At 73.5% G+C, this 25,403-nt stretch carries 23 protein-coding genes and 2 tRNA genes; 18 read left to right on the top strand and 7 right to left on the bottom strand.

Annotated features, from left to right (window positions below; all coding sequences use genetic code 11):
- From amrb99_RS45850 to amrb99_RS45820, 7 genes are all read left to right on the top strand, one after another.
- On the top strand, positions 1-2,895 hold a 2,895-nt coding region (locus amrb99_RS45850), incomplete at its 5' end, for an Rne/Rng family ribonuclease (protein ID WP_190868381.1).
- Between the two features lie 304 nt (positions 2,896-3,199).
- Positions 3,200-3,514 carry a 50S ribosomal protein L21 gene (gene rplU, locus amrb99_RS52055; RefSeq protein ID WP_190868380.1) on the top strand — a complete coding sequence of 105 codons (315 nt, stop codon included), beginning with the start codon at positions 3,200-3,202 and terminating at the stop codon, positions 3,512-3,514.
- A 14-nt stretch (positions 3,515-3,528) separates the two neighbouring features.
- The gene (rpmA, locus tag amrb99_RS45840) at positions 3,529-3,786 is read left to right on the top strand and encodes a 50S ribosomal protein L27 (RefSeq protein WP_151544591.1); all 258 of its coding nucleotides are present in this window, start codon (positions 3,529-3,531) and stop codon (positions 3,784-3,786) included.
- A 125-nt stretch (positions 3,787-3,911) separates the two neighbouring features.
- Positions 3,912-5,309, top strand: a complete 1,398-nt coding sequence (gene obgE, locus amrb99_RS45835) for a GTPase ObgE (protein WP_190868379.1) — start codon at positions 3,912-3,914, stop codon at positions 5,307-5,309.
- Between the two features lie 29 nt (positions 5,310-5,338).
- Positions 5,339-6,451 carry a glutamate 5-kinase gene (gene proB, locus amrb99_RS45830; protein ID WP_190868378.1) on the top strand — a complete coding sequence of 371 codons (1,113 nt, stop codon included), beginning with the start codon at positions 5,339-5,341 and terminating at the stop codon, positions 6,449-6,451.
- A gap of 10 nt (positions 6,452-6,461) precedes the next feature.
- Positions 6,462-7,718 (top strand): glutamate-5-semialdehyde dehydrogenase, encoded by a 1,257-nt coding sequence (locus amrb99_RS45825; RefSeq protein WP_190868377.1) that lies wholly within the window; start codon positions 6,462-6,464, stop codon positions 7,716-7,718.
- A 107-nt stretch (positions 7,719-7,825) separates the two neighbouring features.
- Positions 7,826-9,583 (top strand): TIGR03767 family metallophosphoesterase, encoded by a 1,758-nt coding sequence (locus amrb99_RS45820; protein WP_347257144.1) that lies wholly within the window; start codon positions 7,826-7,828, stop codon positions 9,581-9,583.
- Between the two features lie 136 nt (positions 9,584-9,719).
- Here amrb99_RS45820 and amrb99_RS45815 read toward each other — a convergent pair whose 3' ends face one another.
- Positions 9,720-10,739 carry a M48 family metallopeptidase gene (locus tag amrb99_RS45815; RefSeq protein WP_190868375.1) on the bottom strand — a complete coding sequence of 340 codons (1,020 nt, stop codon included), beginning with the start codon at positions 10,737-10,739 and terminating at the stop codon, positions 9,720-9,722.
- A gap of 89 nt (positions 10,740-10,828) precedes the next feature.
- On the opposite strand from amrb99_RS45815, the gene amrb99_RS45810 reads away from it, so the two are divergent.
- The 8 genes from amrb99_RS45810 to amrb99_RS45775 all read left to right on the top strand — a co-directional run bounded on the left by amrb99_RS45810 (position 10,829) and on the right by amrb99_RS45775 (position 15,474).
- Entirely contained in the window at positions 10,829-12,115 is a 1,287-nt protein-coding gene (locus tag amrb99_RS45810; RefSeq protein WP_206700372.1) for a phenylacetate--CoA ligase, read from the top strand.
- Positions 12,116-12,170: 55 nt separating this feature from the next.
- Positions 12,171-12,773 carry a nicotinate-nucleotide adenylyltransferase gene (gene nadD, locus amrb99_RS45805; protein WP_190868374.1) on the top strand — a complete coding sequence of 201 codons (603 nt, stop codon included), beginning with the start codon at positions 12,171-12,173 and terminating at the stop codon, positions 12,771-12,773.
- A gap of 181 nt (positions 12,774-12,954) precedes the next feature.
- Positions 12,955-13,368 carry a ribosome silencing factor gene (gene rsfS, locus amrb99_RS45800; protein WP_190868373.1) on the top strand — a complete coding sequence of 138 codons (414 nt, stop codon included), beginning with the start codon at positions 12,955-12,957 and terminating at the stop codon, positions 13,366-13,368.
- Complete coding sequence (locus amrb99_RS45795) at positions 13,361-14,023, top strand: histidine phosphatase family protein (protein ID WP_190868372.1); 663 nt, start codon at positions 13,361-13,363, stop codon at positions 14,021-14,023. The genes rsfS and amrb99_RS45795 overlap by 8 nt, the downstream gene beginning before the upstream one ends.
- Positions 14,024-14,103: 80 nt before the next feature.
- Positions 14,104-14,176, top strand: a tRNA-Ala gene (locus amrb99_RS45790).
- 203 nt (positions 14,177-14,379) lie between these two features.
- A complete protein-coding gene (locus amrb99_RS45785; RefSeq protein ID WP_190868371.1) occupies positions 14,380-14,610 on the top strand; it encodes a hypothetical protein in 231 nt (76 codons plus the stop codon).
- Positions 14,611-14,847: 237 nt separating this feature from the next.
- Positions 14,848-15,315 carry a hypothetical protein gene (locus tag amrb99_RS45780; protein WP_190868370.1) on the top strand — a complete coding sequence of 156 codons (468 nt, stop codon included), beginning with the start codon at positions 14,848-14,850 and terminating at the stop codon, positions 15,313-15,315.
- A gap of 86 nt (positions 15,316-15,401) precedes the next feature.
- Positions 15,402-15,474, top strand: a tRNA-Ala gene (locus amrb99_RS45775).
- Positions 15,475-15,515: 41 nt separating this feature from the next.
- Here the strand turns inward: amrb99_RS45775 and amrb99_RS45770 are convergent.
- The 4 genes from amrb99_RS45770 to amrb99_RS45755 all read right to left on the bottom strand — a co-directional run bounded on the left by amrb99_RS45770 (position 15,516) and on the right by amrb99_RS45755 (position 17,815).
- Positions 15,516-16,616 carry a Vms1/Ankzf1 family peptidyl-tRNA hydrolase gene (locus amrb99_RS45770; protein ID WP_190868369.1) on the bottom strand — a complete coding sequence of 367 codons (1,101 nt, stop codon included), beginning with the start codon at positions 16,614-16,616 and terminating at the stop codon, positions 15,516-15,518.
- Positions 16,617-16,692: 76 nt separating this feature from the next.
- The gene (locus amrb99_RS45765; protein WP_190868368.1) at positions 16,693-17,202 is read right to left on the bottom strand and encodes a DUF1360 domain-containing protein; all 510 of its coding nucleotides are present in this window, start codon (positions 17,200-17,202) and stop codon (positions 16,693-16,695) included.
- The gene (locus amrb99_RS45760; protein WP_190868367.1) at positions 17,199-17,558 is read right to left on the bottom strand and encodes a VOC family protein; all 360 of its coding nucleotides are present in this window, start codon (positions 17,556-17,558) and stop codon (positions 17,199-17,201) included. The genes amrb99_RS45765 and amrb99_RS45760 overlap by 4 nt, the downstream gene beginning before the upstream one ends.
- Positions 17,558-17,815 carry a Rho termination factor gene (locus tag amrb99_RS45755; RefSeq protein ID WP_190868366.1) on the bottom strand — a complete coding sequence of 86 codons (258 nt, stop codon included), beginning with the start codon at positions 17,813-17,815 and terminating at the stop codon, positions 17,558-17,560. Before amrb99_RS45755 ends, amrb99_RS45760 begins: the two co-directional genes overlap by 1 nt.
- A 93-nt stretch (positions 17,816-17,908) precedes the next feature.
- Between amrb99_RS45755 and amrb99_RS45750 the strand changes: the two genes are divergently transcribed.
- The 3 genes from amrb99_RS45750 (at position 17,909) to amrb99_RS45740 (ending at position 22,943) form a co-directional block, all read left to right on the top strand.
- Positions 17,909-21,169 carry a BTAD domain-containing putative transcriptional regulator gene (locus amrb99_RS45750; RefSeq protein ID WP_190868365.1) on the top strand — a complete coding sequence of 1,087 codons (3,261 nt, stop codon included), beginning with the start codon at positions 17,909-17,911 and terminating at the stop codon, positions 21,167-21,169.
- Between the two features lie 131 nt (positions 21,170-21,300).
- A complete protein-coding gene (locus amrb99_RS45745; RefSeq protein ID WP_347257143.1) occupies positions 21,301-22,722 on the top strand; it encodes an amidase in 1,422 nt (473 codons plus the stop codon).
- The gene (locus tag amrb99_RS45740; protein ID WP_190868364.1) at positions 22,719-22,943 is read left to right on the top strand and encodes a hypothetical protein; all 225 of its coding nucleotides are present in this window, start codon (positions 22,719-22,721) and stop codon (positions 22,941-22,943) included. The genes amrb99_RS45745 and amrb99_RS45740 overlap by 4 nt, the downstream gene beginning before the upstream one ends.
- Positions 22,944-22,957: 14 nt before the next feature.
- On the opposite strand, the gene amrb99_RS45735 is transcribed toward amrb99_RS45740, so the two are convergent.
- Both amrb99_RS45735 and amrb99_RS45730 read right to left on the bottom strand, forming a co-directional pair.
- Positions 22,958-23,776 carry an ABC transporter permease gene (locus tag amrb99_RS45735; protein ID WP_190868363.1) on the bottom strand — a complete coding sequence of 273 codons (819 nt, stop codon included), beginning with the start codon at positions 23,774-23,776 and terminating at the stop codon, positions 22,958-22,960.
- Positions 23,773-24,750: an ATP-binding cassette domain-containing protein gene (locus tag amrb99_RS45730; protein ID WP_190868362.1), complete on the bottom strand. Its 978-nt coding sequence runs from the start codon at positions 24,748-24,750 to the stop codon at positions 23,773-23,775. Before amrb99_RS45730 ends, amrb99_RS45735 begins: the two co-directional genes overlap by 4 nt.
- Between the last annotated feature and the right edge of the window lie 653 nt (positions 24,751-25,403).

The following is a 25,403-nucleotide window of genomic DNA, read 5'->3' as shown; positions in this document are numbered from 1 at the left end:
CCCGCCGCCGCGGAGCCCGAGGCGGCCGCCGAGGCCGCCGCCGAGGCCGCCGCGCCGCCCGCGAAGAAGACGACCCGGTCCCGCACCCGCACCCGCGCCGCGAAGGCCCCCGAGACCGCCGAGCCGGTGCCGCCGACGGGCGCCGAGACCTCCCCGGAGATCACCGAGGAGCCCGCCCCGGCCGCCGCCGAGACCGCCGAGCCGGCCGGCACGCCCGCCGAGCCCGAGAAGCCCGCGGAGCCCGCGCCCCGCACCCGCACCCGCCGCCGTACCGCGGCCGCCCAGGACGAGACCGCCGCGCCGCCCGCGGCCCCGACGGTGCCCCCGGTGCCGTCCGTGCCGGAGGTGCCCTCCGTTCCCGTCGCCGGCGCCGAGCCGGAGGCCGGCCAGGTGTCGGAGACCGAGCCCGCCAGCGGCGTCGGCGTCCCCGGCGTGACGTTCCAGCCGCCCATGGTCGTCTTCCAGCCGCCGCAGCCGACGGCCGAGCCGTCCGCGCGCCAGAAGGACGAGGCGAAGCCCGAGCCGTCCGACCGCGACCGTGACCGCGACCGCGACCGTGATCGCGACCATGAGGCCGCCGAGGACGAGGCCGAGGGCGACCACGGCCCCTCCGACGAGGACGAGTCCGAGGACCGGCCGTCGCGCCGCCGCCGTCGCAGGGGCGGCCGCGGCCGTGGCCGCGGCGGCAAGGAGGGCGACGAGGCCGAGGAGGCCGAGGAGCACGAGGCCGCCGAGGCGAAGGAAGAGGAGCCCGCCAAGCCCGCGAAGGCCAAGTCCAAGTCCAGGTCCGCCAAGGGCAAGGACAAGGAGAAGGCCGAGCCGGAGGCCGAGGCCGAGGCGGAGCAGGAGGCCGAGGGCGAGGAGGAGGAGGGCGAGGGCGCCCAGGGCAGCCGTCGCCGTCGTCGCCGCCGGCGCCGCTCGGGCGCGGACGGCGAGTCCGGCGGCACCGACGACCCGCCGAACACCGTCGTGCACGTGCGCACCGCCCGCGAGGAGCGCGCCGCCGCGGAGGACGAGGTCCAGTCCGTGCGCGGCTCGACCCGGCTGGAGGCCAAGAAGCAGCGCCGCCGCGAGGGCCGCGAGCAGGGCCGCCGCCGCCCGCCGGTGATCACCGAGGCGGAGTTCCTGGCGCGCCGCGAGGCCGTCGAGCGGGTCATGGTGGTCCGGCAGGCGGGCGAGCGCACGCAGATCGCCGTCCTGGAGGACGACGTGCTCGTCGAGCACTACGTCAACCGCGCGACGCACCAGTCGTACGTCGGCAACGTCTACCTCGGCAAGGTGCAGAACGTGCTGCCCTCCATGGAGGCCGCGTTCGTCGACATCGGCAAGGGCCGCAACGCCGTGCTGTACGCGGGCGAGGTCAACTGGGACGTCGCGGGCCTGGTGGGCCAGCCGCGCCGGATCGAGTCGGCGCTGAAGTCCGGCCAGTCCGTGCTCGTGCAGGTCACCAAGGACCCGCTCGGCCACAAGGGCGCCCGGCTGACCAGCCAGGTCTCGCTGCCCGGCCGCTACCTGGTGTACGTGCCGGACGGCTCGATGACCGGCATCAGCCGCAAGCTGCCCGACAAGGAGCGCAGCCGGCTGAAGTCGATCCTGAAGAAGGTCATGCCGGAGAACGCGGGCGTGATCGTCCGCACCGCCGCGGAGGGCGCCACCGAGGAGGAGCTGGCCCGCGACGTGTCGCGCCTGGCCGCCCAGTGGGAGAACATCCAGAAGAAGGTCAAGACCGCCTCGGCGCCGTCGCTGCTGTACGGCGAGCCGGACCTGACGATCCGGGTCGTCCGCGACATCTTCAACGAGGACTTCTCCAAGCTCGTCGTCTCCGGCGACGGCGCCTGGGACACCGTCTCGGAGTACGTCGAGTACGTCGCGCCGCACCTCGCCGACCGCGTCGAGCGCTGGACCGGCGACCAGGACGTGCTGGGCGCGTTCCGGATCGACGAGCAGATCGCCAAGGCCCTCGACCGCAAGGTGTGGCTGCCGTCCGGCGGCTCGCTGGTGATCGACAAGACCGAGGCGATGACGGTCATCGACGTCAACACCGGCAAGTTCACCGGGCAGGGCGGCAACCTCGAGGAGACCGTCACCCGCAACAACCTGGAGGCGGCCGAGGAGATCGTCCGCCAGCTCCGGCTGCGCGACATCGGCGGCATCATCGTGATCGACTTCATCGACATGGTGCTGGAGAGCAACCGCGACCTGGTGCTCCGCCGCCTCGTCGAGTGCCTGTCGCGGGACCGTACCAAGCACCAGGTCGCCGAGGTGACCTCGCTCGGGCTGGTCCAGATGACGCGCAAGCGCGTCGGCCAGGGCCTGGTCGAGGCGTTCTCGGAGACCTGCGAGTCCTGCAACGGCCGCGGCATCCACGTCCACCTCACCCCGGTCGAGCCGAAGCCGGACAAGGCCGCCGGCAAGGAGCCGGGCCGCCGCCGCAAGCGCAAGGGCGAGGTCGAGAAGGCCGTCGAGGAGAAGCTGGCGCAGCACGAGGCGAAGAAGGAGCCGGCCGAGCCGGCCCCGGCCGAGGAGCCGGAGGCCGCGCGGCCCGAGCCGGTCCGGTCGCGGCCGAAGAAGTCCGGCCCGGCGAAGCGCCCCGCGGGCCCGCCGCCCGAGGTCGACGCCGAGGAGCCGCCGGCGCAGGCGGCGGTCGAGGCCGCGGACGCCGCGGAGGAGGTCGAGGGCACCTCGCCCGGCATCCTCGACGACGAGCCGGTGGCGGTCTCCTCGAACGGCGCCGCCCCGGCCGAGGCCAACGGCGCGGCTCCTGCCGAGGCGAACGGCGCCGCTCCCGCCGCGGAGCCGGCGGAGTCCGCGGAGGGCGCGCAGCCCGTGGAGGAGGCCCCGCGCCGCCGCCGCACCCGCCGCCCGCGCGCGACGGCCCAGGCCGAGAGCGAGTAGTCCGCACGCCGTGCCGGCCCGGCGGTCCGCCGGGCCGGCACGACACGGCGGACACAAGGGATGCAGTACACTTGGGGTTCGGCGCGCGTTGTGGCGCGTCCGGACCAGCACCGCGAGGCCCGTCCGGGGCTCGTCCGGTGCGCCCCCCGCCGATCCGGTGGGGAACAGCAGAGAGCGCCGGGGTTCCGCCCTGGCGTGCCGCCCTCGGCCCGGTGCCGGGGGTAGGCCCTCATCCGGGGGCTGGTGTAAGCCACGCGTGGGACCGGTTCAGTCCGGAAGCGCGCGCAGACGAGAGGTTTCCGCGGTGTACGCGATTGTCCGCGCAGGCGGCCGGCAGGAGAAGGTGGCCGTCGACGACGTGCTGACCGTCGACAAGCTGGCCGGTGACGTCGGCTCGACCGTCAAGCTTCAGGCCCTGCTGGTCGTGGACGGCGACAACGTCGTCAGCAAGGCGGCCGACCTCGCCGGGTACGAGGTGACCGCCGAGATCCTCGGCGCGGTCAAGGGCCCGAAGATCAACATCATGCACTACCGGAACAAGACCGGTTACAAGCGGCGGATGGGGCACCGTCAGCCGTACACCGAGGTCAAGATCACCGGTATCAACTCCGGGAAGTAAGGGAGAGCGGTCACATGGCACACAAGAAGGGCGCATCGTCCAGCCGTAACGGTCGCGACTCCAACGCCCAGCGCCTCGGCGTGAAGCGGTTCGGCGGCCAGGTCGTCAACGCCGGCGAGATCATCGTCCGCCAGCGCGGCACCCACTTCCACCCCGGCCCCGGCGTCGGGCGCGGCGGCGACGACACGCTGTTCGCGCTGGTCGCGGGCGCGGTGCAGTTCGGCCGGTACCGCGGCCGCAACGCCGTGAGCATCGTCCCGCCGGCGGAGTAGTCCGCCTGCATCAGACGTTTTCCAAGGGGCGGACCGCTGAAGGTCCGCCCCTTTGCCCTGTTCATGGGCGCCCCGTCCATGGGGCGAGCACCCTGTCCGAGGGCCGACACCGAGGAGGATCCACCGTGGCCGCTGGAGCGGGTTCGGGCGCGCAGTTCGTCGACCGGGTGGTGCTGCACGTCGCCGCGGGGAACGGCGGCAACGGCTGCGCGTCGATCCACCGGGAGAAGTTCAAGCCGCTGGGCGGCCCGGACGGGGCGAACGGCGGGCGCGGCGGCAGCGTCGTCCTCGTCGTGGACTCCAACGCGGCGAGCCTGCTGGAGTACCACCGGCGGCCGCACCGCAAGGCGGCGAACGGGCGTCCCGGTCAGGGCGGGCACCGGACGGGCGCGGACGGCGCGGACGTCGTGCTGCCCGTCCCGGACGGCACCGTCGTCAAGGAGGGCGACACGATCCTCGCGGACCTGGTCGGCGAGGGCACCCGGTTCGTCATCGCGCGCGGCGGCCAGGGCGGGCTCGGCAACGCGGCGCTCGCGACCGCCAAGCGCAAGGCGCCCGGGTTCGCGCTGCTCGGCGAGCCGGGCGAGGAGCGCGACGTGGTGCTGGAGCTGAAGAGCGTCGCGGACGTGGCGCTCGTCGGCTTCCCGAGCGCCGGGAAGTCGTCACTGATCGCGGCGCTGTCGGCGGCCAAGCCGAAGATCGCCGACTACCCGTTCACCACGCTGATCCCGAACCTCGGAGTGGTGAGCGCGGGGGACACCGCGTTCACCGTCGCGGACGTCCCGGGCCTGATCGAGGGCGCCAGCGAGGGCCGCGGCCTCGGCCTGGAGTTCCTCCGCCACATCGAGCGGTCCTCGACGCTCGCGCACGTGCTGGACTGCGCGACGCCGGAGCCGGGCCGCGACCCGGTCAGCGACTTCGAGGTCATCGAGCGCGAGCTGCAGGCGTACGACCGCGTCCTCGGCGACCGGCCCCTGTCGGACCGGCCCCGCATCGTCGTGCTGAACAAGGTGGACGTGCCGGACGCCCGCGACCTCGCCGAGCTGGTCCGCCCCGAGTTCGAGGCGCGCGGGCTGAAGGTGTTCGAGGTGTCCGCGGCGTCCCACGAGGGGCTGCGGGAGCTGTCGTTCGCGATGGCGGCGATGGTCGAGGAGCACCGGGCGTCGCTGCCGCCGGCGGAGCCGACCCGGATCGTGATCCGGCCGGAGCCGGTCGGCGGGGACGTCGACTTCGAGGTGAAGGACCTCGGCGACAACACCTACCTGATCACCGGGGCGAAGCCGGTGCGGTGGCTGCGGCAGACCGACTTCGCCAACGAGGAGGCCGTCGGCTACCTCGCGGACCGCCTGGCGCGGCTCGGCGTGGAGCAGGCGCTGGCCGACGCGGGCGCGAGCGCCGGCGCGACCGTGCTGATCGGCACTGCGGACGACTCGATCGTGTTCGACTGGGAGCCGGAGATCGTCGCCGGCGAGGTCGCGGCGGGCCCGCGCGGCACCGACCGCCGCCTGGACGGCCACCGCTAGGTTCCCACCCCCCGGAGGAGAGAGGCCCGATGAGCGAGCGCGAGGCGATCGCGAAGGCGCGCCGGATCGTGGTGAAGGCGGGTTCGTCGTCGCTCACCACCCCGCAGGGCACGATCGACGCGAACCGCATCGACGCGCTGGTGGACGTGCTCGCCGCGCGCCGCGCCGACGGCGCCGAGATCGTGTTCGTGTCGTCCGGCGCGATCGCGGCGGGCCTCGGCCCGCTCGGGCTGACCCGGCGGCCGCGCGACCTCGCGACGCAGCAGGCGGCGGCGAGCGTCGGGCAGGGCCTGCTGTTCGCCCGCTACACCTCCTCGTTCGCCCGGTACGGGGTGACGGTCGGGCAGGTGCTGCTGACCGCGGACGACATGATCCGCCGGTCGCACCACCGCAACGCGCAGCGCACCCTGGAGCAGCTGATCACGCTCGGGATCCTGCCGATCGTGAACGAGAACGACACCGTCGCGACCGACGAGATCCGGTTCGGCGACAACGACCGGCTCGCCGCGCTCGTCGCGCATCTGACCCGCGCGGACGCGGTCGTCCTGCTGTCGGACGTCGACGCGCTCTACACCGGCGATCCGCGGCGTCCCGGCGTCCGCCGCATCGCCGACGTGCGCGGCCCGGCGGACCTCGCGGAGGTCGAGCTCGGCGGGTCCGGGCGGGTCGGCACCGGCGGGATGGTCACCAAGGTCGAGGCGGCGCGGATCGCGGGCGTCCCGGTCGTGCTGACGAACGCGGCGTCCGCCGCGCACGCGCTGGCCGGCGACGAGGTCGGCACGCTGTTCCACCCGGCGGACGCCCGCCGGATGTCCACGCGCGACCTGTGGCTCGCGCACGCGACCACCGGCCAGGGCCGCGTCACGCTGGACGCGGGCGCCGTGGACGCGGTGGTGCGGCGCCGCAAGTCGCTGCTGCCCGCCGGGGTGACGGGCGTCGAGGGCGACTTCGCCGCGGGCGACCCCGTCGACCTGTGCGACCCGGAGGGGCGGGTCGTGGCGCGCGGGCTGGTGCACTACGACGCGTCCGAGATCCCCGAGCTGATGGGCCGCTCGACCCGCTGGCTGGCGCGCGAGCTGGGCGCCGAGTACGAGCGCGAGATCATCCACCGCGACCACCTGGTGGTCCTGACACGGCAGTGAGGAGTTCGCGATGAGCGAGCGCGAGCAGTTCCTGATGGTGGCGCGGCGCGCCCGGGAGGCGGCGGCGGGGCTGGCGCCGCTGCCGCGTGCGGCGAAGGACGCGGCGCTGCGCGCGATCGCGGACGCGCTGGTCGCGGCGGCCCCCGAGATCGTCAAGGCGAACGCGTCGGACGTCGCGCGGGCCCGCGAGAACGGCACGTCCGAGTACATGATCGACCGGCTGAGCCTGGACGAGGGCCGCATCGCCGGGATCGCCGACGCGGTGCGCGAGGTCGCGGCGCTGCCCGACCCGGTGGGGGAGTCGGTGCGCGGGAGCGTGCTGCCGAACGGGCTGGAGCTGCGGCAGGTCCGGGTGCCGCTCGGCGTCGTCGGGATCATCTACGAGGGCCGACCGAACGTGACCGTGGACGCCGCCGCGCTCTGCCTGAAGAGCGGGAACGTGGCGATGCTGCGCGGCTCGTCGTCGGCGCACGACTCCAACACCGTGCTGGTCCAGGTGATGCAGGCGGCGCTGGCGGGGACGGAGGTGCCGGGGGACGCGGTGCAGCTCGTCCCGGGCACGTCCCGCGAGTCGGTGAAGCACCTGATGCGGGCGCGCGGGCTGGTGGACGTGCTGATCCCGCGCGGTGGCGCCTCGCTGATCAACTCGGTGGTGGAGGAGTCGACCGTCCCCGTCATCGAGACGGGCGTCGGGAACTGCGCCGTGTACGTGGACGCGGCCGCCGACGTGGACATGGCCGTCGACATCCTGCTGAACGCCAAGACGCAGCGTCCGTCGGTGTGCAACGCCGCGGAGACGTTCCTGGTGCACGCTGACATCGCCGACGCGTTCGTCCCGCGCGCGCTTGAAGCGCTGAAGCAGGCCGGGGTCACGGTCCACGGCGACGAGCGGATCCGCTCGTACGGCGACGACGTGGTGGAGGCGACCGAGGACGACTGGTACGCCGAGTACCTGTCGCTGGACATCGCGGGCCGCGTCGTCGACTCGCTGGAGGACGCCGTCGCGCACATCCGCACGTACGGGTCGGGCCACACCGAGGCGATCGTGACGACGTCGCAGCCGGCCGCGAAGCGGTTCGTCGCGCTGGTCGACTCGGCCGCGGTGATGGTGAACGCCTCGACGCGGTTCACCGACGGCGAGGAGTTCGGGTTCGGCGCGGAGATCGGCATCTCGACGCAGAAGCTGCACGCGCGCGGGCCGATGGGGCTGCCGGAGCTGACGTCCACCAAGTACGTCGTCACGGGCGAGGGGCACCTGCGCGGCTGAGCCGCGGGTCCGCCGGGGCCGCCGGACGCGCCCGAACCGATGGCTCCGGCGGAATTGTGACACTGTGACCCTTGATGTCACGTTGCTCGGCATGGTCTGATGCGGCTGTGAATCCTGAGATCAGCCGTCGCCGCGTCCTGAAGGGCGCCGCGCTCGGCGCGGGGATCGCCACCACCGGACTCGCCGCGTTCCCCGCCCGCCCCGCCGCCGCGGCGGCGGCCCCGCTGCGCGGCCCCGCCGCCGGCACCACCCTCGACCGGACGTACCTGCTCGGGAAGGCGGGCGCCGGCGGCTACCGGCCCGTCACCGCCGGGCCGGGCGAACCGCACCTGCTCCGCCGCGACCTCGGCGGCACCGCCTCCTCGAAGCGGGCCGCGACCCGGCGCGGCGTCCTGGCGTTCGGGCAGCTCACCGACGTGCACATCATCGACGCGCAGTCCCCGGCGCGCGTCGAGTTCGCCGACCGGCTCAAGGACGCCGCCGGCATGCTGCCCGTCGAGGGCGCCTACCGGCCGCAGGAGATCCTCACCACCCAGGTCGCCGAGGCGATGGTCCGGGCGATCAACACGGTCGGCCGCGGGCCCGCCACCGGCCTCGGCCTGTCGTTCACCATCAACACCGGCGACGCCGCCGACAACGTCCAGTACAACGAGCTGCGCTGGATCATCGACCTGCTCGACGGCGGCCGGATCCGCCCCGACTCCGGCGACCCGGACCGCTACGAGGGCGTCATGGACCTCGCGTCCTACGACCGCGCCTTCTGGCACCCCGACGGCCCGCCGCCCGGCGCGCAGCCCGACATCCCCATGGCGAAGTACGGGTTCCCGCGCGTCAGGGGCCTGATCGACGCCGCGCGCCGCCCGTTCCAGGCGACCGGCCTGACCATGCCGTGGCTCGCCGCGTTCGGCAACCACGACGGCCTCGTCCAGGGCAACCTGCCCGTCAACCCGATCGTCTCCGGCCTCGCCACCGGCGGCATCAAGATCGGCGCCCCGGCGGACGACGCGCAGGCGGAGCGCCTCGCCCGCATGCTGGAGAAGGCCGACGCCGCCGAACTCGTCCGGCTCAGCCGCGAGCGCGGCGGCGCCGGCGGCCTGTTCCGCCAGGTCACCCCCGACCCCGACCGGCGGATGCTGTCGCGCGCCGAGGTCGTCGCCGAGCACTTCCGGACGACGGCATCGCTGCGCGGCCACGGCTTCACCCAGGCGAACCTCCGCGACGGCACCGCCTACTACGCCTTCGACCGCGGCATCGTCCGCGGGCTCGTCCTCGACACCGTCAACCCGAACGGCTACTCCGAGGGCTCGCTCGACAAGGCGCAGGTCGCATGGCTGGAAGCCCAGCTCAAGGCGGGCAGCGGCCGTTATCTCGCCGCCGACGGCTCCACCGTGCGCCACGCCGCGAAGGACCGGCTGTTCGTCCTGTTCAGCCACCATCCCATCGCCTCGCTGACGAACCCGCTCGGCGGCGGGCGCGTCCTCGGCGACGACGTGGAGGCGCTGCTGCTCCGCTACCCGAACGTCGTGCTGTGGGTGAACGGGCACACGCACCGCAACCAGGTCATCCCGCACGCCCGCACCTCCGGCGGCGGGTTCTGGGAGGTCAACACCGCCGCGCACATCGACTTCCCGCAGCAGAGCCGCATCGTCGAGATCGCCGACAACCGCGACGGCACCCTGTCGGTCTTCGCGACGGTCCTGGACTCCGCCGGCCCCGCCTCCTACGGCGGGCGGCTCGCCGACCCCGTCCACCTGGCGTCGCTGTCGCGCGAGCTGGCGGGCAACGACTGGCAGGAGCGCGCCGAGCACCGCCGCGGCGAGGCCGCCGACCGCAACGTCGAACTCCTCGTCCCCGCACCGTTCTGACGCACGGAAAGGGCCGCCGTGTCCGTGTCACGGCGGCCCTGGCCTTCCCGCGGCCTGTATTTCCCGCGGCCTGCCTACGTCAGGAGTCGTTCCTCTCGAGGGGGGACGACCCCCCACGCCCCCCGGCCTGACTACGTCAGGAGTCGTTGCGGCGGTTGATCCGGTCGAACAGCCCGCCCGCCGCGCTCGCCGCCGCGTCCGCCATGTCGCGGACCTTGCCGACGAACGGGTCCGCGGTCCGCTCCCACGAGTCCCGGTAGGACTTCGCGGCGTTCTTGATCTCGTCGGTGACCGAGGCGCTGCCGTCGTCGTCGCGGCGCGGGTAGTCGCCCGCGAGGATCCGCTCGTACTCGCCGCTGCGCGCCCACCGGTCGATCTCCGCGAACCGGATGACGGCGAACGGGTGCGACTGCCCGAGCAGGTTCAGGAACTTCAGCAGCCCGTCCCGCACGTCGCCGGCCGCGTCGTACTCGCGGGCCTGCTGCAGGAACGCCTCGCTGCTCATCTCGTGCAGCCGCGTCCCGCCGGCCAGCTTCATGTTGACCCGCTTCGCCGCGTCCAGGTCCTGGCCGGCCAGCAGCCCGGCCCGGTCCGACGACAGCTCCGCCTTCCGGAACCACTCGCGCAGCCCGATGATGATCGCCGCGATGCCGATGTTGCCGAGCGGCAGCCACGCCAGCCGCGACCCGAGCTGCAGCAGGATCTGCATCATCGTCTGGTACACCGCGTGCCCGGACAGGATGTGCCCGACCTCGTGCCCGATGACGAACCGCAGTTCCTCGTCGTCGAGCAGGTCGAGCAGTCCGGTGTTCACCACGATGAACGGGTGGTCGGACCCCAGCGCCATCGCGTTCGGCGTCGGGTCCTGCCGGACGTAGACCTCCGGCACCTCGGGCATGTCGAGGATGTAGCAGGCGTCGCGCACCATGTCGTTCAGGTGGTGGAACTGGTCGTCCCCGACGCGGACCGTCCCGCCGAGGAACATCAGCCGCAGCGACCGCTCGTTGACCAGCCCCGACAGCTTGCGCAGGACGACGTCGAACCCGGACAGCGAGCGCAGCGCGACGAGCGCCGAACGGTCCGCCGGGTGTTCGTAGGCCCGGGAACTGATCCCGGGAAAGCGCGTCCGTGCCCGATCCGGTGTGTTCTCCGTCATGTCTGGCATGGTAGTTCCGACGAACCACTTCGGCGGAGGGTTCCCCGGTGCGGAGCCCGCGTCCGGCTGTGGCCTGCCCGGGAGGCGCGATGTTCGATCCCAGAGCCGAGGCGATGTCGATTGACGAGCGGTCCGCGCTGCAGCGGCACCGGCTCTGGGGGCTGGTCGACCGGCTCGTCGCGGCCGGCGGCGTGCAGGGCGACCGGCTCAAGGAGGCCGGCGTCGCGGGCGGCGCCGACGTGACGCTCGCCGACCTGAGCGGCCTCCCGTTCACCACCAAGCAGGACCTCTGGGACGGCTACCCGTTCGGGATGCTCAGCGTGCCGCGCGACCAGGTCGCCGCCGTGCACGGGTCCAGCGGGACGCGCGGGCGGCCGACGCTCGTCGCCTACACCAAGGCCGACCTCGACCTCTGGGCGGCGATGTGCGCGCGGTCGCTGGCGTGCGCCGGCGCGGAGCCGGGCAGCATCGTGCACAACGCCTACGGGTACGGGCTGTTCACCGGCGGCATCGGCATCCACCAGGGCGCCGTCGCGCTCGGCGCGACCGTCGTGCCGATGTCGGGCGGCATGACCGACCGGCAGGTCCGCATGCTCGCCGACCTGCGCCCCGACATCCTGACCTGCACTCCCGCGTACGCGCTGCGGCTCGGTGAGGCCGTCGCCGAGGCCGGCGTCGAGCTGCCGGCGCTGAAGGCCGGCCTGTTCGGCGCCGAACCGTGGTCCGAGGAGCTGCGCGCGGCGATCGAGGCCGTCCTGCCGATCAAGGCGATGGACGTCTACGGGCTCTCCGAGGTCATCGGGCCCGGCGTCGCCGCCGAGTGCCTCCAGCAGGACGGCCTGCACGTCAACGAGGACCACTTCATCGTCGAGGCCGTCGACCCGTCCACCGGCGAGCCCGTCGAGGACGGCACGCCCGGCGAGCTCGTGTTCACCACGCCGACGAAGCAGGCGCTGCCGCTGCTGCGCTACCGCACCGGCGACATCGCCTCGCTCACCCGCGGGGAGTGCCCCTGCGGCCGGACCCTCGTCCGGATGAGCAAGGTCATCGGGCGCGCCGACGACATGATCGTGGTCCGCGGGGTCAACGTGTACCCGAGCGAGGTCGAGCGGGTGCTGCTCGGCTCCGGGCTGGTCGGCCCCCATTACCAGATCGTCGTGGACCGGCGCAGTCCCGCCGTCCGGCTGCTCGTGGCGTGCGAGGCGATCTCCGGCGACCCGCGCGAACCCCTCGTCCACGCGCTGCACGAGGCGCTCGGGCTCACCGCCGAGGTCGTCGCCCTTCCCGGCGGGACGGTCCCGCGGGTGGAGGTCGGCAAGGCCGTCCGCGTCGTGTCCTGGGACGGCGGCCGGCCGCCCCTGCCCGGGCTGAGCTGAGCTTCGGCCGGGGCGGACGTTCCGGGCCCCGCCCCGGCTGGCTATTCTCGTCGCCATGACGCAAAAGCGGCGGTTGGGGATCATGGGCGGCACGTTCGACCCGATCCACCACGGGCACCTCGTCGCCGCCAGCGAGGTCGCCCACTTCTACTCGCTCGACGAGGTCGTGTTCGTCCCCACCGGCCTGTCCTCCCACAAGGAGGGCCGCAAGGTCGCCGCCGCCGAGGACCGCTACCTCATGGCCGTCATCGCCACCGCGTCCAACCCGGCGTTCTCGGTCAGCCGCGTCGACATCGACCGGCCCGGACCCACCTACACCGTCGACACCCTCCGCGACATGCGGCAGATCCACGGCCCCGACGCCGAGCTGTTCTTCATCACCGGCGCCGACGCCCTGGAGAAGATGCTCACCTGGCACGACACCGAGGAGCTGTTCGAGCTCGCGCACTTCGTCGGCGTCACCCGGCCCGGGCACCGCCTCGCCGACCCGGGACTGCCCGACGGCAGAGTCTCGCTCATGGAGGTTCCGGCGCTGTCGATCTCCTCCACCGAGTGCCGCGAGCGCGTCCACTCCGGCGAGCCGATCTGGTACCTCGTGCCCGACGGCATCGTCCAGTACATCAACAAGCGCGACCTCTACCGCGCCGACGCCGCCTAGATCGTCCCGGACCGTCCTGACCTGGACCTTCGCCCGGACGATCAGGGTGCCGCGCCGCATACCCTGGAATGGGGACTGGACGCCCGTACCAGCCCGAACACCAACGAACAGGGACGCCGGCCGCCACCCATGAGAAGGTGTTAGCCGAGACGACCCCTACAGGGAGGATCGCGAGCGCATCGTGACCGCATCCGACAGGGCGGCACAGCTGGTCCGGATCGCCGCGGAGGCGGCGGGCGACAAGCTGGCCGACGACATTCTTGCCTACGACGTGAGCGAGCAGCTGGTCATCACCGACGCCTTCGTGCTCTGCTCGGCGCCCAACGACCGCCAGGTCCGCGCCATCGTCGACGAGGTCGAAAAGCGCCTCCGCGAGGAGGCCGACGCCAAGCCCGTCCGGCGCGAGGGCGAGCGCGAGGGCCGCTGGGTCCTCCTCGACTACTCCGACGTCATCGTGCACATCCAGCACGAGGAGGACCGGCTCTTCTACGCCCTCGAACGGCTCTGGAAGGACTGCCCCCTGATCGCGCTGCCCGACAGCGTCAACGCCCACATGGAGCAGCGTGCCCGCGCCGTCGGGAGCGCGAGTGAGTGACGCCCGCCCGACCCGCGAGCCGGGCAAGCGCACCCTGCTGCTGTGGCGGCACGGGCAGACCGCCTGGAACGTCGAGCGCCGCTTCCAGGGCAAGACCGACATCCCCCTGGACGAGACGGGCGTGGCGCAGGCGCACAGGGCCGCCCGGCTCCTCGCCGGGCTCCGCCCCACCGCCCTGCTCGCCTCACCGCTGCGCAGGGCCGCCGACACGGCCCAGGCGCTCGCCGACATCACCGGGCTCCCCGTCCAGTACGACAAGGACCTGATCGAGCGCGACGGCGGCGCCTGGGAGGGCCTCACCGCCCGCGAGATCCGCGAACGCTACCCCGAGGAGCACGCCGCCTGGCAGCCGCCCGGCGGCGAGACCAGCGCGCAGGTCGCCAAGCGGGTCGGCGCCGCCCTCGAACGCGCCCTGGACGAGCTGCCGCCCACCGGCAGGCTCGTCGTGGCGTCCCACGGCGCCGCCCTGCGCCTCGGCATGTCCCACCTCCTGGGCCTCCCGGAGGAGACCTGGGAGCGCCTCGGCGGCCTGTCCAACTGCTGCTGGTCCGTCATCACCGAGATGCGGGACGGAGGGTGGCGCCTCGCCGAGCACAACGCGGGCACCCTCCCCGAACCCGTCCTCGGCGACGACCGGACCGACAACGGAGCCTGAGACCCAAACGATTCGAGACCCAGCCCCGGTGTCCTATACACTGGCGGAGCGCTGCGGGATGAACGTCCACGCAGTCGCGCGGGGCTATGGCGCAGTTGGTAGCGCGCCTCCATGGCATGGAGGAGGTCTGGGGTTCGAATCCCCATAGCTCCACGAGTCGGGCCACCGTGTTCGGCGTCCTTCGGGCGCCTTCCCGGTGGCCCGCTGTGTTTATCGGGGGGACGACCCCCCGAGCCCCCCGATGTGGGGGCTTCGCCCCCACGCCCCCTGCGGCTCCGGCGGGCTCGGTAAAGATCAAACGGACATAGTGGGACGAATGTCCTGGGCGGTCCGGCCGGGATGGTTTCATTCGAGGTATGGGCAGACACCGCAGGGGAGCGAAGCGCGAGGTCACCGTGGCCGACCTCATCAACGAGCTGCGCCGGTTCGATCCGCGGCTGGAGGTCCGGCTGGCGATCGAACCGCGGATGCCGCAGGAGCACGCCGTCGGCATCGTGACGGAGGCCGACGGGATGGTGTGGATCGGCGAGGGCGGACGGCGCGGATACGCCCCCGACGAGGTCGGCGACCGGCTCGGATGGACCTGACATGCCGGAGTGCGGACCCTTCGCGGTGATCTACCCACGTTGGGCGGGATGCGGGCGCCGTGGGGGCTTCTCTTGGAATTGAGGTGCTGCGCCGGTACCCCGGCGATGCCCGCGGCCCGCTGAGCGCAAAGCCTTGGCCATGGCGGCGGCTACCTTTCGCCGGGCCGCGCTTCGCCGACTCGATCACGCGGGAACACGTCGCGTAGTGGCGATGTGATCGAGATGAGGGTTGTACCTATGCGAAGCCGGATCTCCGGAAGAGGGCTGCTGCCCGCCGTGCTGGCGGCGGCCTCGGTCGTGGCCGTCGCGGCCCCCGCGTCGGCGCAGGAGGCGCCGCCGCCCGGCCCTGCGACCACCACGACGACCACCTCGACGCCCGCCGACAACGGCGACTGCGCCCGCGCCGTCCGCGTCCTGTCGGAGCTGAAGCTGCTCCCGAACACCCCGGACCTGGGCAAGATCCTGTGCTCGGCGAACACCGCCGGCAAGGCCAAGGAGCCCGCGGCGGGCACCGCTCAGGCGCCCGCGACCGGCAACGCCAAGCGGCCGCCCGCCGACAACGCGGCCCGGCCCGCCGCCGAGACCCCGCGGAACACCCAGGAGTACAACCTCCTCGGCCTGCCGGTCGAGTGGCCGAAAAGCCTCACCGTGCACGTCCCGACGGTCAACGACCGCTGGTCCGTGTTCAAGTCGGCCAAGCAGTGACCCCACCGCGGGCCACGGAGGACGTCCTCCGTGGCCCGCGGCGTCCGAAGTGCTCCCAACGTGCACTAAGCTTTTCCCCGAAGCACGGGGCTATGGCGCAGTTGGTAGCGCGCCTCCATGGCATGGAGGAGGTCTGGGGTTCGAATCCCCATAGCTCCACGCGAAGCAAGGAGCGGGTCCGCCCGCTCCTTTTTTCATGCCTACGCCGTGTAGCGGAGGACGGCGCCGACGTGCAGGTTCGCGTTCGGGCCGTCGGCCGGGAGGACGACCAGGTCGCCGTCCGTGGCGGTGAGCGCCCGGACGAGGGCGGCGTCGGCGCGCTCCGGCGTGGGGTCGTCGACGCCGAACTCGGTGCGGAGCTCGTCGGGGTCGGCGGCCACCTGGGCCGGATCGGGGCCGATCCACAGGCGGGCCGGGGACTCCGGGTCGTCGTCCAGGATGAGCGTCTCCACCTGGCCTTGCCGGACGGCCTGGACGGTCGCCGGGAGGCCCGCGACGGCGCGCTGCCCGTTGGCGAGCTCGCGGTCGAAGCGCTCCGCGACGGCCATGACGCGTTCGGTCGTCTTCAGCTTGAGGACGCGGTCCAGCTCCGCCCGGAGGTCGGGGTGCCCGGCGCCGGCGTTCTTGTCGACCTCGACCGTGCGCTCCAGGACGGGTTCGGAGATCTCGTCCAGGACGGCGGTGCGAGCGCGGGTGTCGCCGGCGATGAGCACGGCCTCGGCGCCGCAGCGCTCCGCGACCCGGTCGATCTTGTGGGCGACCTTCTTGGCGTTGGCCTTCCAGACGTTCTCCGACGAGCGCTGGAAGCGCGACTGGTTCCAGTCCCCGGCCTTTACCTTGCGGATCGGGTAGTCCTCGTCCCCTTGGACCTCGATGTGCTCGCGGCGGCCGTCGGCGTGGACGCAGTCGATGGTGCCGCCGCGGCGGTCCACGATGGCGGTCAGGTGCGGGAACTGGTCACCGCGGTCGGCGAGGTAGGGCACGACGTGGGGGAGCGGGGCGACGCACGCGTGCGTGGACCGCGGCGGGCCGGGGAGCCGGTCGGTGTGCAGCACCTCGCCGTCGGCGGCGAAGACCACCAGGCCCTCGGAACGGCGCTCCGCCATCTCCTCGTCGATGGTCCGCTCGACGGCGCGGAGCGTGGCCTTGGGGGCGTGCTGGGCCTCCAGTTCCGCGCGCAGCGCCCGCCACCGCAGCTCGGCGGCCTTGGACGCGTCCTCGGTCGTCCGGGTGAGGTCGGCGTACACCGACACGTAGGGGCCCGGGTGCTGGTACAGCGTCTTGAGGAATGACAGCTCCATAGGGTCGCCGTACCCGATTCCGCTGGGGCAAACGTCAAGAATGTGGCGATTGTGGAGTCGGCCGTCGCCGGCGGGGTCAGTCCTCGGCGGACTGCTGGAGCCGCGCGTAGGCCAGCTGGAGCCAGTCGGAGCCCGCCACGGCGGTCATCGTGGCACCGGCGAGCCGGGTGGCGTCCGGGGCGAAGATCAGCCCGGCCGCGTAGGCCGTCGCGACCCACTGCCCGGTGCAGAACGGGCAGGTGATCAGCTCCCCGACGGCGTGCCGGACGCCGTGGCCGCGGGCCTCCTCGGCGAGCTCGGCGGGGCCGGACGTCCCGGAGTAGCGGGTGAACGGCGCGCGCAGCGGGCTCGTCACCGGGTCCTTGGCGATCAGCCGGGACAGCTTGTGCGTGGTGATCGTCATCAGCGCGAGGTCGCCGAGGCCGACGCCGGGGGTCCGGCCGCGCCGCCGCCACGCCAGCAGCGCCATCGCGGCGGTGGTCACGCCGTAGACGGCGAGCGTGCCGAGGTAGGAGCCGAGCGGCCGGTCGGCCTCCCCGGCGTACTTCTCCTTCTGCTTGCGCGCCGTGTCGACGACGGTGCTCATGCCTGTTCCTCTCCGGGCGGGGCTATCACGCAGAACTCGTTGCCCTCGGGGTCGGCGCAGACCGTGGTCGGCCACCCGTCGTCGACGAACGGCCCGCGCACGACGGTCGCGCCGAGCCCCTTCACGCGGGCGACCTCGGCGTCCATGTCGGCGACCCGCAGATCCGGATGCATGCGGTTCTTGGCGACCTTCGGCTCGGGCACGCGCTGCAGCAGCAGCCGGGGCTTCTCGCCGCGGGGGTCGGTGAGGGCGACGTACGGGGGGTCGTAGCCGCCGCGCTCGTAGCCGAGCGCGGCGGCCCAGAAGCCGGCGAGCGCGTCGGGGTCCGCGCAGTCCAGTACGAAGACCAGTTCCATCAGTGGTCGCGCAGCGCCTTGATGAGTTGGGACTTGCTCATCGACGAGCGGCCCTCGATGCCGATCTCGCGGGCGCGCTTCATGAGGTCGTCCTTCGTCCAGTCGTCGTACGAGGGGCTCTCGCCGCCCTTGCGGCCGACCTTCTTGCTGCCCTGGCCCGCGGACGCGTTGGCGATCCGCGCGGCCTTCTCCTTGCTCTCGCCCTTGTCACGGAGCTTCTGGTACTTCTTCTCGTCCTTGATCTGTGCTCTGGGCATACAAGGTGACTACCCGGTGCACACCGTCCACACATGGACGGCGGGTGGGATGGGTCTCCTTATCGGGGACAATGGCACCCGGAAAGGGGACATGTGCGCATCGGCATCCTGGGCCCGCTGTCCGTGCGGGACGAGGCCGCGCGACCCGTCGAGGTCAGCGGCCCGCGGCTGCGCGCGCTGCTGATCCGGCTGGCGGCCGAGGCGGGACGTCCCGTGTCCGCCGACCGGCTGCTCGACGACCTGTGGGACGGCGCGCCGCCCGCCGGCGGCGGCAACGCGCTCCAGGCGCTGGTGTCGCGGCTGCGGGGCGTCGCGGGACGCGACCTGGTCGAGCACGGCCCCGGCGGCTACCGGCTCGGGATCGACCCCGGCGAGGTCGACGCGGTCGCGTTCGAGCGCGCCGTCGCCGCCGCGCGGAAGGAGAGCGACCCCGACCGCCGCGCGGACGGCCTGCGCCGCGCGCTGGACCTGTGGCGCGGTCCCGCGCTGGCGGACGCCGCCGACGCCGACCACGCCCTCCCGGCGATCGGCCGGCTGGACGAGCTGCGCCTCGCCGCCGTCGAGGACTGGGTGGACGCGGAGGTCGCCGCGGGACGGCCCGTCCCGCCCGTCGCGGACCTGGAACCGCTGGCCGCCGCGCACCCGCTCCGCGAGCGGCTCCGCGGCCAGCTCATGCGCGCGCTGTACGCGGCGGGGCGGCAGGCCGACGCCCTGGAGGTCTACGAGGAGACGCGGCGCGCGCTCGCCGACCGGCTCGGTGTGGACCCGTCCCCGGAACTGGCCGCCGTCCACCTGTCGATCCTGCGCCGCGAACCGGTCGCGGCGGGACCGCCCGCACCCACGGCACCGCCCCCGCCCCCTCTGCCTCCACCGGCGCCGGGACCCGCGCGGACGAACCTCCCGGCGCAGCTCACCAGCTTCGTTGGGCGCGAGGAGGAGTCGCGGCGGGTCGGCAAGCTGCTGCGCGAGACCCGGCTCGTCACCCTGACCGGGCCGGGCGGCGCGGGCAAGACGCGGCTGGCGGGGGAGACCGCCGCCGCGTTCCTGGACGACATGCCGGACGGCGTGTGGTTCGTCGCGCTCGCCCCGGTCAGCGACCCCGGCGACCTCCTGCAGACCGTGCTCGTCGCGCTCGGCGTGCCCGAGACCGTCCGCAAGGGCGAGACCCGGACCGTCCCGCGCCCCCTCGAACGGCTCACCGACTTCCTCACCGGCAAGCGGATGCTCGTCGTCTTCGACAACTGCGAGCACCTCGTCGACGCGGTCGCGGAACTCGCCGGCCACATGCTCGCCCACGCTCCGGCCGTCCGGATCCTCGCGACGAGCCGCGAGCCGCTCGGCATCACCGGCGAGTCGCTGTGCCCCGTCCCGTCGCTGCCGCTGCCGCCCGAGGAGAGCGAGCCCGAACCGGCGGAGGCGCTCGGGTACGCGGCGATCCGGCTGTTCGCCGACCGGGCCGCGGCGGTGCGGCCCGGCTTCGCGGTCGACGCCGAGACCGTCGGCGACATCGTGGCGATCTGCCGCGCCCTCGACGGCATCCCGCTCGCCATCGAGCTGGCCGCCGCCCGGCTCCGCGCGCTCACCCCCGGGCAGGTCGCCGACCGGCTCGGCGACCGGTTCCGGCTCCTCACCGCCGGCAGCCGCACCGCCCTGCCCCGGCACCGGACGCTGCGCGCCGTCGTCGACTGGAGCTGGGACCTGCTCGACGGCGTGGAGCGCACCGTGCTGCGCCGGCTGTCGGTGTTCGCGGGCGGCGCGACGCCCGAGAGCGCGGTGCGGGTGTGCGGCCTGGACGCGCCCGACGCGCCCCACCCCGACGACGTCATCGACGTGATCGCCGCGCTGATCGACAAGTCGCTGGTGATGGCGGACGGCGACGCCGACGTCCGCTACCGGCTGCTGGAGACCGTCCGCGTGTACGCGGCGGAGAAGCTGGACGAGGCGGGCGAGACCGCCCGCGTCCGCTCCGAGCACGCCGCGTACTGCGTCGACCTCGCCGAGCGCGCCGAGCCCGAGTTGCGCCGCGCGAACCAGCTCTACTGGACTGCGCGGCTGGCCGCCGAGCGCGACAACTGCAGCGCGGCGTTCCGGCACCTGACCGCCGTCCGCGACGTGCCGATGGCGCTGCGGCTCCTGGCGTCGCTGGTGTGGTTCTGGATGATGCGCGACATGGAGTTGGAGGCGGGGGGCTGGGCCCGGTCCGTCCGCGAGATCGCGGGCGACGCCCCGCCGCCGGGGATGGAGGAGCAGTTCGCGCTCTGCGTCATCTCCAGCGACCTGATCAGCGTGATGGCCTCCGCCGACGGGCCGACGAAGGACTCCCTGCACGCGGCGCTGGACCGGGTGATGCGGTTCGTCCCGGACTCCCCGCGCCATCCCGCCCTCGCCCTGGCCAGGCCGGCGGGCAGCATCTTCACCGGCGACATGGAGGACACCCGGCGGCGGCTGCGGGCCGTCGAGGACCATCCCGACCCGTGGGTCCACGCCATGGTGAAGGTGATCCTCGGGTACATCTCGCTGAACTCCGGCGAGATCGGCCGCGCCGCCGGCGAGCTCGCCGAGTCCTGCGCCGCGTTCCGCGAGCTCGGCGACCGCTGGGGGCTGATCATGGCGCTCGGCGGCCTGATGCAGGTCGCCGTCGGCCGGGGGGAGCTCGCCGAGGCGATCCGGTACGGCGAGGAGGCGCTCGACTACGCCCGCGAGGGCCTCAGCCCCGAGGCGAGCGCCGGGATGCTCACCGGCCTCGCCCGCGTGCGCGCGACGCTCGGCGACATGGAGCAGGCGCGCCGCGACCTGAAGACCGCGGCGGCGTCGATGGAGCGGGTCGGCGAGTTCGCGGACGCCGCGTCCGCGCTGCTCCTGCAGTGCGAGCTGGCGCTGTGGGAGGGCGACATGGAGACCGCCCGCGTCTACGCCGACCGCGCCTACAAGTGGGTCGAGCCGCGCCGCCACCGCCCCGACTTCGCCCGGGAGGTGCGCCTCACCTACTGCCGGCTCGGCTGCCTCGCCGAGGAGGAGGGCGACCTCGACGAGGCCGCCGCATGGCACACCCGCGCCTGGGACGACCTCGGCGACGACTGGATCAACGGGAACCCGCTGCTCGCGTCGCTGCTGGAGGGCGTCGCGGCGCTCGCGGCGGCGCGCGGCCACCACGTCCGGGCCGCGGAGCTGCTCGGCACCGCCCACGGCCTGCTCGGCTTCCACCACGAGGGCTCGCACGAGGTCCGCCGCGTCGAGCCCGCGGTGAAGCGCGAGATCGGTGCCGCCGCCTTCGAGGAGGCGTACGAGCGCGGCCGTGGCGTCACCCGCGACGCCCTCTTCGCGCAGGCCGCCGGGCTCATCGCGTCGGCCTGACCGGGGACGCTCGCCCGCCTGACCTGGGACGCCGCCAGCCTGACCAGGGACGCCCGCCGGGCGGTCCCGCTCCTTCCGCTGACCGGGACCGGACCGGCGCGGTGTGACCCACGCCGCATAGCGTCCCGCCCGTGCCGACACCGCTGACCCTGACCGAGGCCGCCGCGGCGCTGCGCGCCGGCGACGTGACGAGCGTCCGCCTCACCGAGGACGCCCTCGCCGCCGCCGACCGGCTCGACGGCGCCCTCGGCACCTACCTCGCCCGCTTCGATGAGTACGCGGTGGCCCGCGCCGAGCAGGCGGACCGGGAGCTCGCCGCCGGCACCGACCGGGGGCCGCTGCACGGCGTCCCGTTCGGCGTCAAGGACGTCATCGCGATGGCCGAGGGCCCCACCACCGCGCAGAGCACCGTCCTCGACCCGGGGTGGGGCGCCGGACGCGACGCGCCCGTCGTCGCCCGGCTCAAGGCCGCCGGAGCGGTGATCACCGGGAAGCTCAGCACCATGGAGTTCGCGTGCGGGATGCCCGACCCGTCCGGGCCGTTCCCGGTCCCGCGCAACCCGTGGGACACCGCCGCCTGGCCCGGCGGCTCCAGCTCCGGCACCGCCGGCGGCGTCGCCGCCGGCCTGTTCTTCGCCGGGCTCGGCACCGACACCGCCGGCAGCATCCGCATCCCGGCCGGGTTCTGCGGCGTCACCGGGCTGATGCCCACGTTCGGCCGCGTGCCGAAGTCCGGCGTCGTCCCCCTCGGCTACAGCCTCGACCACGTCGGGCCGCTCGCCCGCAGCGCCCGCGACTGCGCCGCCGTCCTCGCCGCCATCGCCGGGCCCGACCCCGCCGACCCCGACTCGGCCGACGTCCCGTACACCGCGCCGCAGTTCGGCGGCACCCTCGACGGCGTGCGCGTCGGCGTCGTCCGCGAGAACCACTTCCCCGACGACGCCGACCCCGCCCTGGCGCCCGCGTTCGACGAGGCGCTCCGCGTCCTCGCCGGACTCGGCGCGACGCTCGTCGAGGTGACGCTGCCGTACTGGGCCGAGACGATCACCGCGAACTACGTCACGATGGGCGCCGAGGCCCTCGCCTACCACCGCGCCGACCTCGCCGCCCGCTGGGACGGCTACGCCCCGTCCACCCGCCTCGCGCTCGCCCGCGGCGCCCTCGCCACCGGCGCCGACTACGTCCAGGCGCAGCGCGTCCGCCGCGTCGCCCAGCAGGCGCTCGCCCGCCTCTTCGAGGACGTCGACCTCGTCGCCGCGCCGACGCTCGGCATCGGCGCCCCGCGCTACGACGACATCACCGACGCCGCCGGGACCATCAATGTGGACGCCACGTCCCGGTTCTTCTTCACCCCGTACTGGGACTGCGTCGGCAACCCCGTCCTCGCCGCACCCATGGGCGCGACCGCCGCCGGGATGCCGCTGTCCCTCCAGCTCGCAGGCCCCGCGTTCGGCGAGGCCGGCGTCCTGCGCGCCGCCGACGCCTACCAGGGCGTCACCGACTGGCACCTCCGCGTCCCCGCCCTCGCCGCCGCCCCAGGAGACGACCGATGACCGAGACCGTCCCCACCGGACCCGGCGCCGCCGACCCGACCGCAGAGGTGGCCGCCATGCTGGCCCGCTGCGGCCTGCCCGCCGGACCGTACGAGCTGGCCTACCTCGCGGCCGAGTACCCCTACCTCAAGGCCGGCATCGACATGCTCTACGCGGTGGACGCGGCGAAGGACGCCGACCCGGCACTCCGCTTCCGGGCCGGCGTCCCCGGCGCGCGCTGATCTCGACGCCCCGCTCAGGTGCGGCGCGAGTACATCCGCATGGCCAGCGGGAATGTGACCACCACGATCCCCGCCGCCCACGCCAGCGTGTACCAGACGTGGTTGCCGACCGGCCCGCCCACGGTCAGCGCCCGCACCGAGTCCGCGAGGTGCGTGACCGGGTTCACCTTCGTCCACGCCTCCAGCCAGCCCGGCATCGTCGAGGTGTTCGGCACCAGGATGCTGCTGCCGAACGTCAGCGGCATCACCCAGATGAACGCCAGGCCCTGCACCGTCTCCGGGGACGGCGCCACCAGCCCGACCAGCACCGAGATCCAGCACACCGCCAGGTAGAACACGTACGCCAGCGCGAACGCGCCCAGCACCGACAGCGGGTCGGTGTGGAAGCGGAACCCCAGGATCGACCCGAAGCCCACCAGTACCACCATCACGGTCAGGAACCGCACCGTGTCCCCGAGCACCGACCCGATCAGCGGCGCCGACCGCGCGATCGGCAGGCTCCGGAACCGGTCGAACACCCCCTTGTGGATGTCCTCGTTCAGCGCCGTCCCCAGCCCCATCGTGGCGAACATCGCCATCTGCGCCACCAGCCCCGGGAGCAGCTGCTGCAGGTAGGCGTGGGTGTTGCCGGCGAGCGCCCCGCCGAACACGTACAGGAACAGCAGCAGGAACACGATCGGCATCAGCGTCGTGTCCAGCAGCTTCTCCGGCGAATGCTTCAACTGCGAGATGTTGCGCCACGCCAGCGTCAGCCCGTGCCGCAGCGTCCTGCTCGGGCTGATCCGCGCAGGCGGCTCGGACGAGACGGGCGCGTCGACGGTCATCGTGGTCATGCCAGGCTCCCCTCGGAGATCAGGTCGGCGGGCCGCTCCTCGGCGAGGTGCCCGGTGAGTGTGAGGAAGACCTCGTCGAGGCTCGGCAGCCGCAGCGACAGCTCCGCCGCCACGATGGACGCCTCGTCCAGCCGCCGGACCAGCGCGGGCAGCAGCTTCGGGTCCTGCACCGGCGCCGTGACCAGGCCCGTCGCCTCCTGCACCTCGGGCCGCTCACCGGTCAGCTCCGCCACGATCGCGGTCAGCTGCGCGGTCCGGAACGTCTCGGTCGCGCGGACCGCGAGGGTCTGGCGGCCGATCCGCGACTTCAGGTCGTCCGACGTCCCCTCCGCGATCACCCGGCCGTGCTCGAACACCACGATCCGGTCGGCGAGCGCGTCGGCCTCGTCCAGCTGCTGCGTCGTCAGCAGCACGGTCGCGCCGTCGGCGACCACCTCGCGGACGGTGTCCCAGACCTCGTTGCGCGCCCGCGGGTCCAGGCCCGTCGTCGGCTCGTCCAGGAAGATGACCTCCGGACGGTTGATCAGGCTCGCCGCCAGGTCCAGCCGCCGGCGCATGCCGCCCGAGTAGGTCTTCACGGCGCGGGTCCCCGCGTCGGTGAGCCGGAAACGGGCCAGCAGCTCGCGCGCCCGCGCCTTCGCGTCGGCCCGCCCGAAGTCGAGCAGCCGCGCGATCATTACCAGGTTCTCGGTGCCGGTCAGCTCCTCGTCCACGGACGCGTACTGCCCGGTCAGCCCGATCATCGCGCGCACCCGGACCGCGTCCTTGACCACGTCGTATCCGTTCACCGAGGCGTGGCCGGCGTCGGGCCTCAACAGCGTCGCGAGGATCCGCACGGCGGTCGTCTTGCCGGCTCCGTTGGGGCCCAGCACGCCGAGCACCGTCCCGCGCTTCGCCGCGACGTCCACCCCGTCCAAGGCGTGGGTATCCCCGAACCTCTTCCGCAGGCCCTCGGCCTGGATCACATAGTCCATCGGTCGGCCTCTCTCAGTCACTCGTGTTCGACATCACCGAGCGTCCAGGAGGGCCCTGATACGGCGCGTACATCGCGGCTCGGACGCTGACCTCCCGCTGACGCGTCACTGACGCCGACCGCCGCGAACCCGCGTGACCTGGGGGTTTCCGGCGTGCGGCCGAGGAGTGTCCGGCGGGTGGCCGCGCCGATTTGACGGACGGTGCGCGCCTGCCTAATGTTCTTCCTGCCCCAAGGGGATGCGGGACGCCGGCAGGCGGACGGCCCCAGGGGAAGCCACCCGGAAAAAACGGTTCGAAGCCCGCTTCGGATCGAGGTACTCTGGAGTGGACGGCCCGAGAGGGGATGCAGGACGCCGCAAGGTGGCCGGCCCCGGGGACTCTTCCGCAAGATCAGACACAGGCGATCTTCATCGCCTGCGATGGCACGCGGGAGGCGGGCCGGGCTTCCTGAAGATCGACTCGGATGAGCCGGTTGACAGGAGCGAAAGTTCCGGTAAGTTAGAAGGGTTGCCCCGGAGCGGGGCTCGCGGAAGCGGGTCCGGCGCGGTGGGTGTCCGTTTCTTGAGAACTCAACAGCGTGTTAAAAGCCAGTGCCTTTATCGACCTGGCCGGTTCGGCCGGGTCGCCCCGTGCCATCTCTTCGGGGGTGGTG

Origin of the sequence: Actinomadura sp. RB99 (assembly GCF_014706005.1) — a bacterium.
In the GTDB taxonomy this organism is placed as follows: domain Bacteria; phylum Actinomycetota; class Actinomycetes; order Streptosporangiales; family Streptosporangiaceae; genus Spirillospora.
Note: the sequence above shows the minus strand (reverse complement) of the source record. Positions and strands in the feature narration are given on the sequence as shown.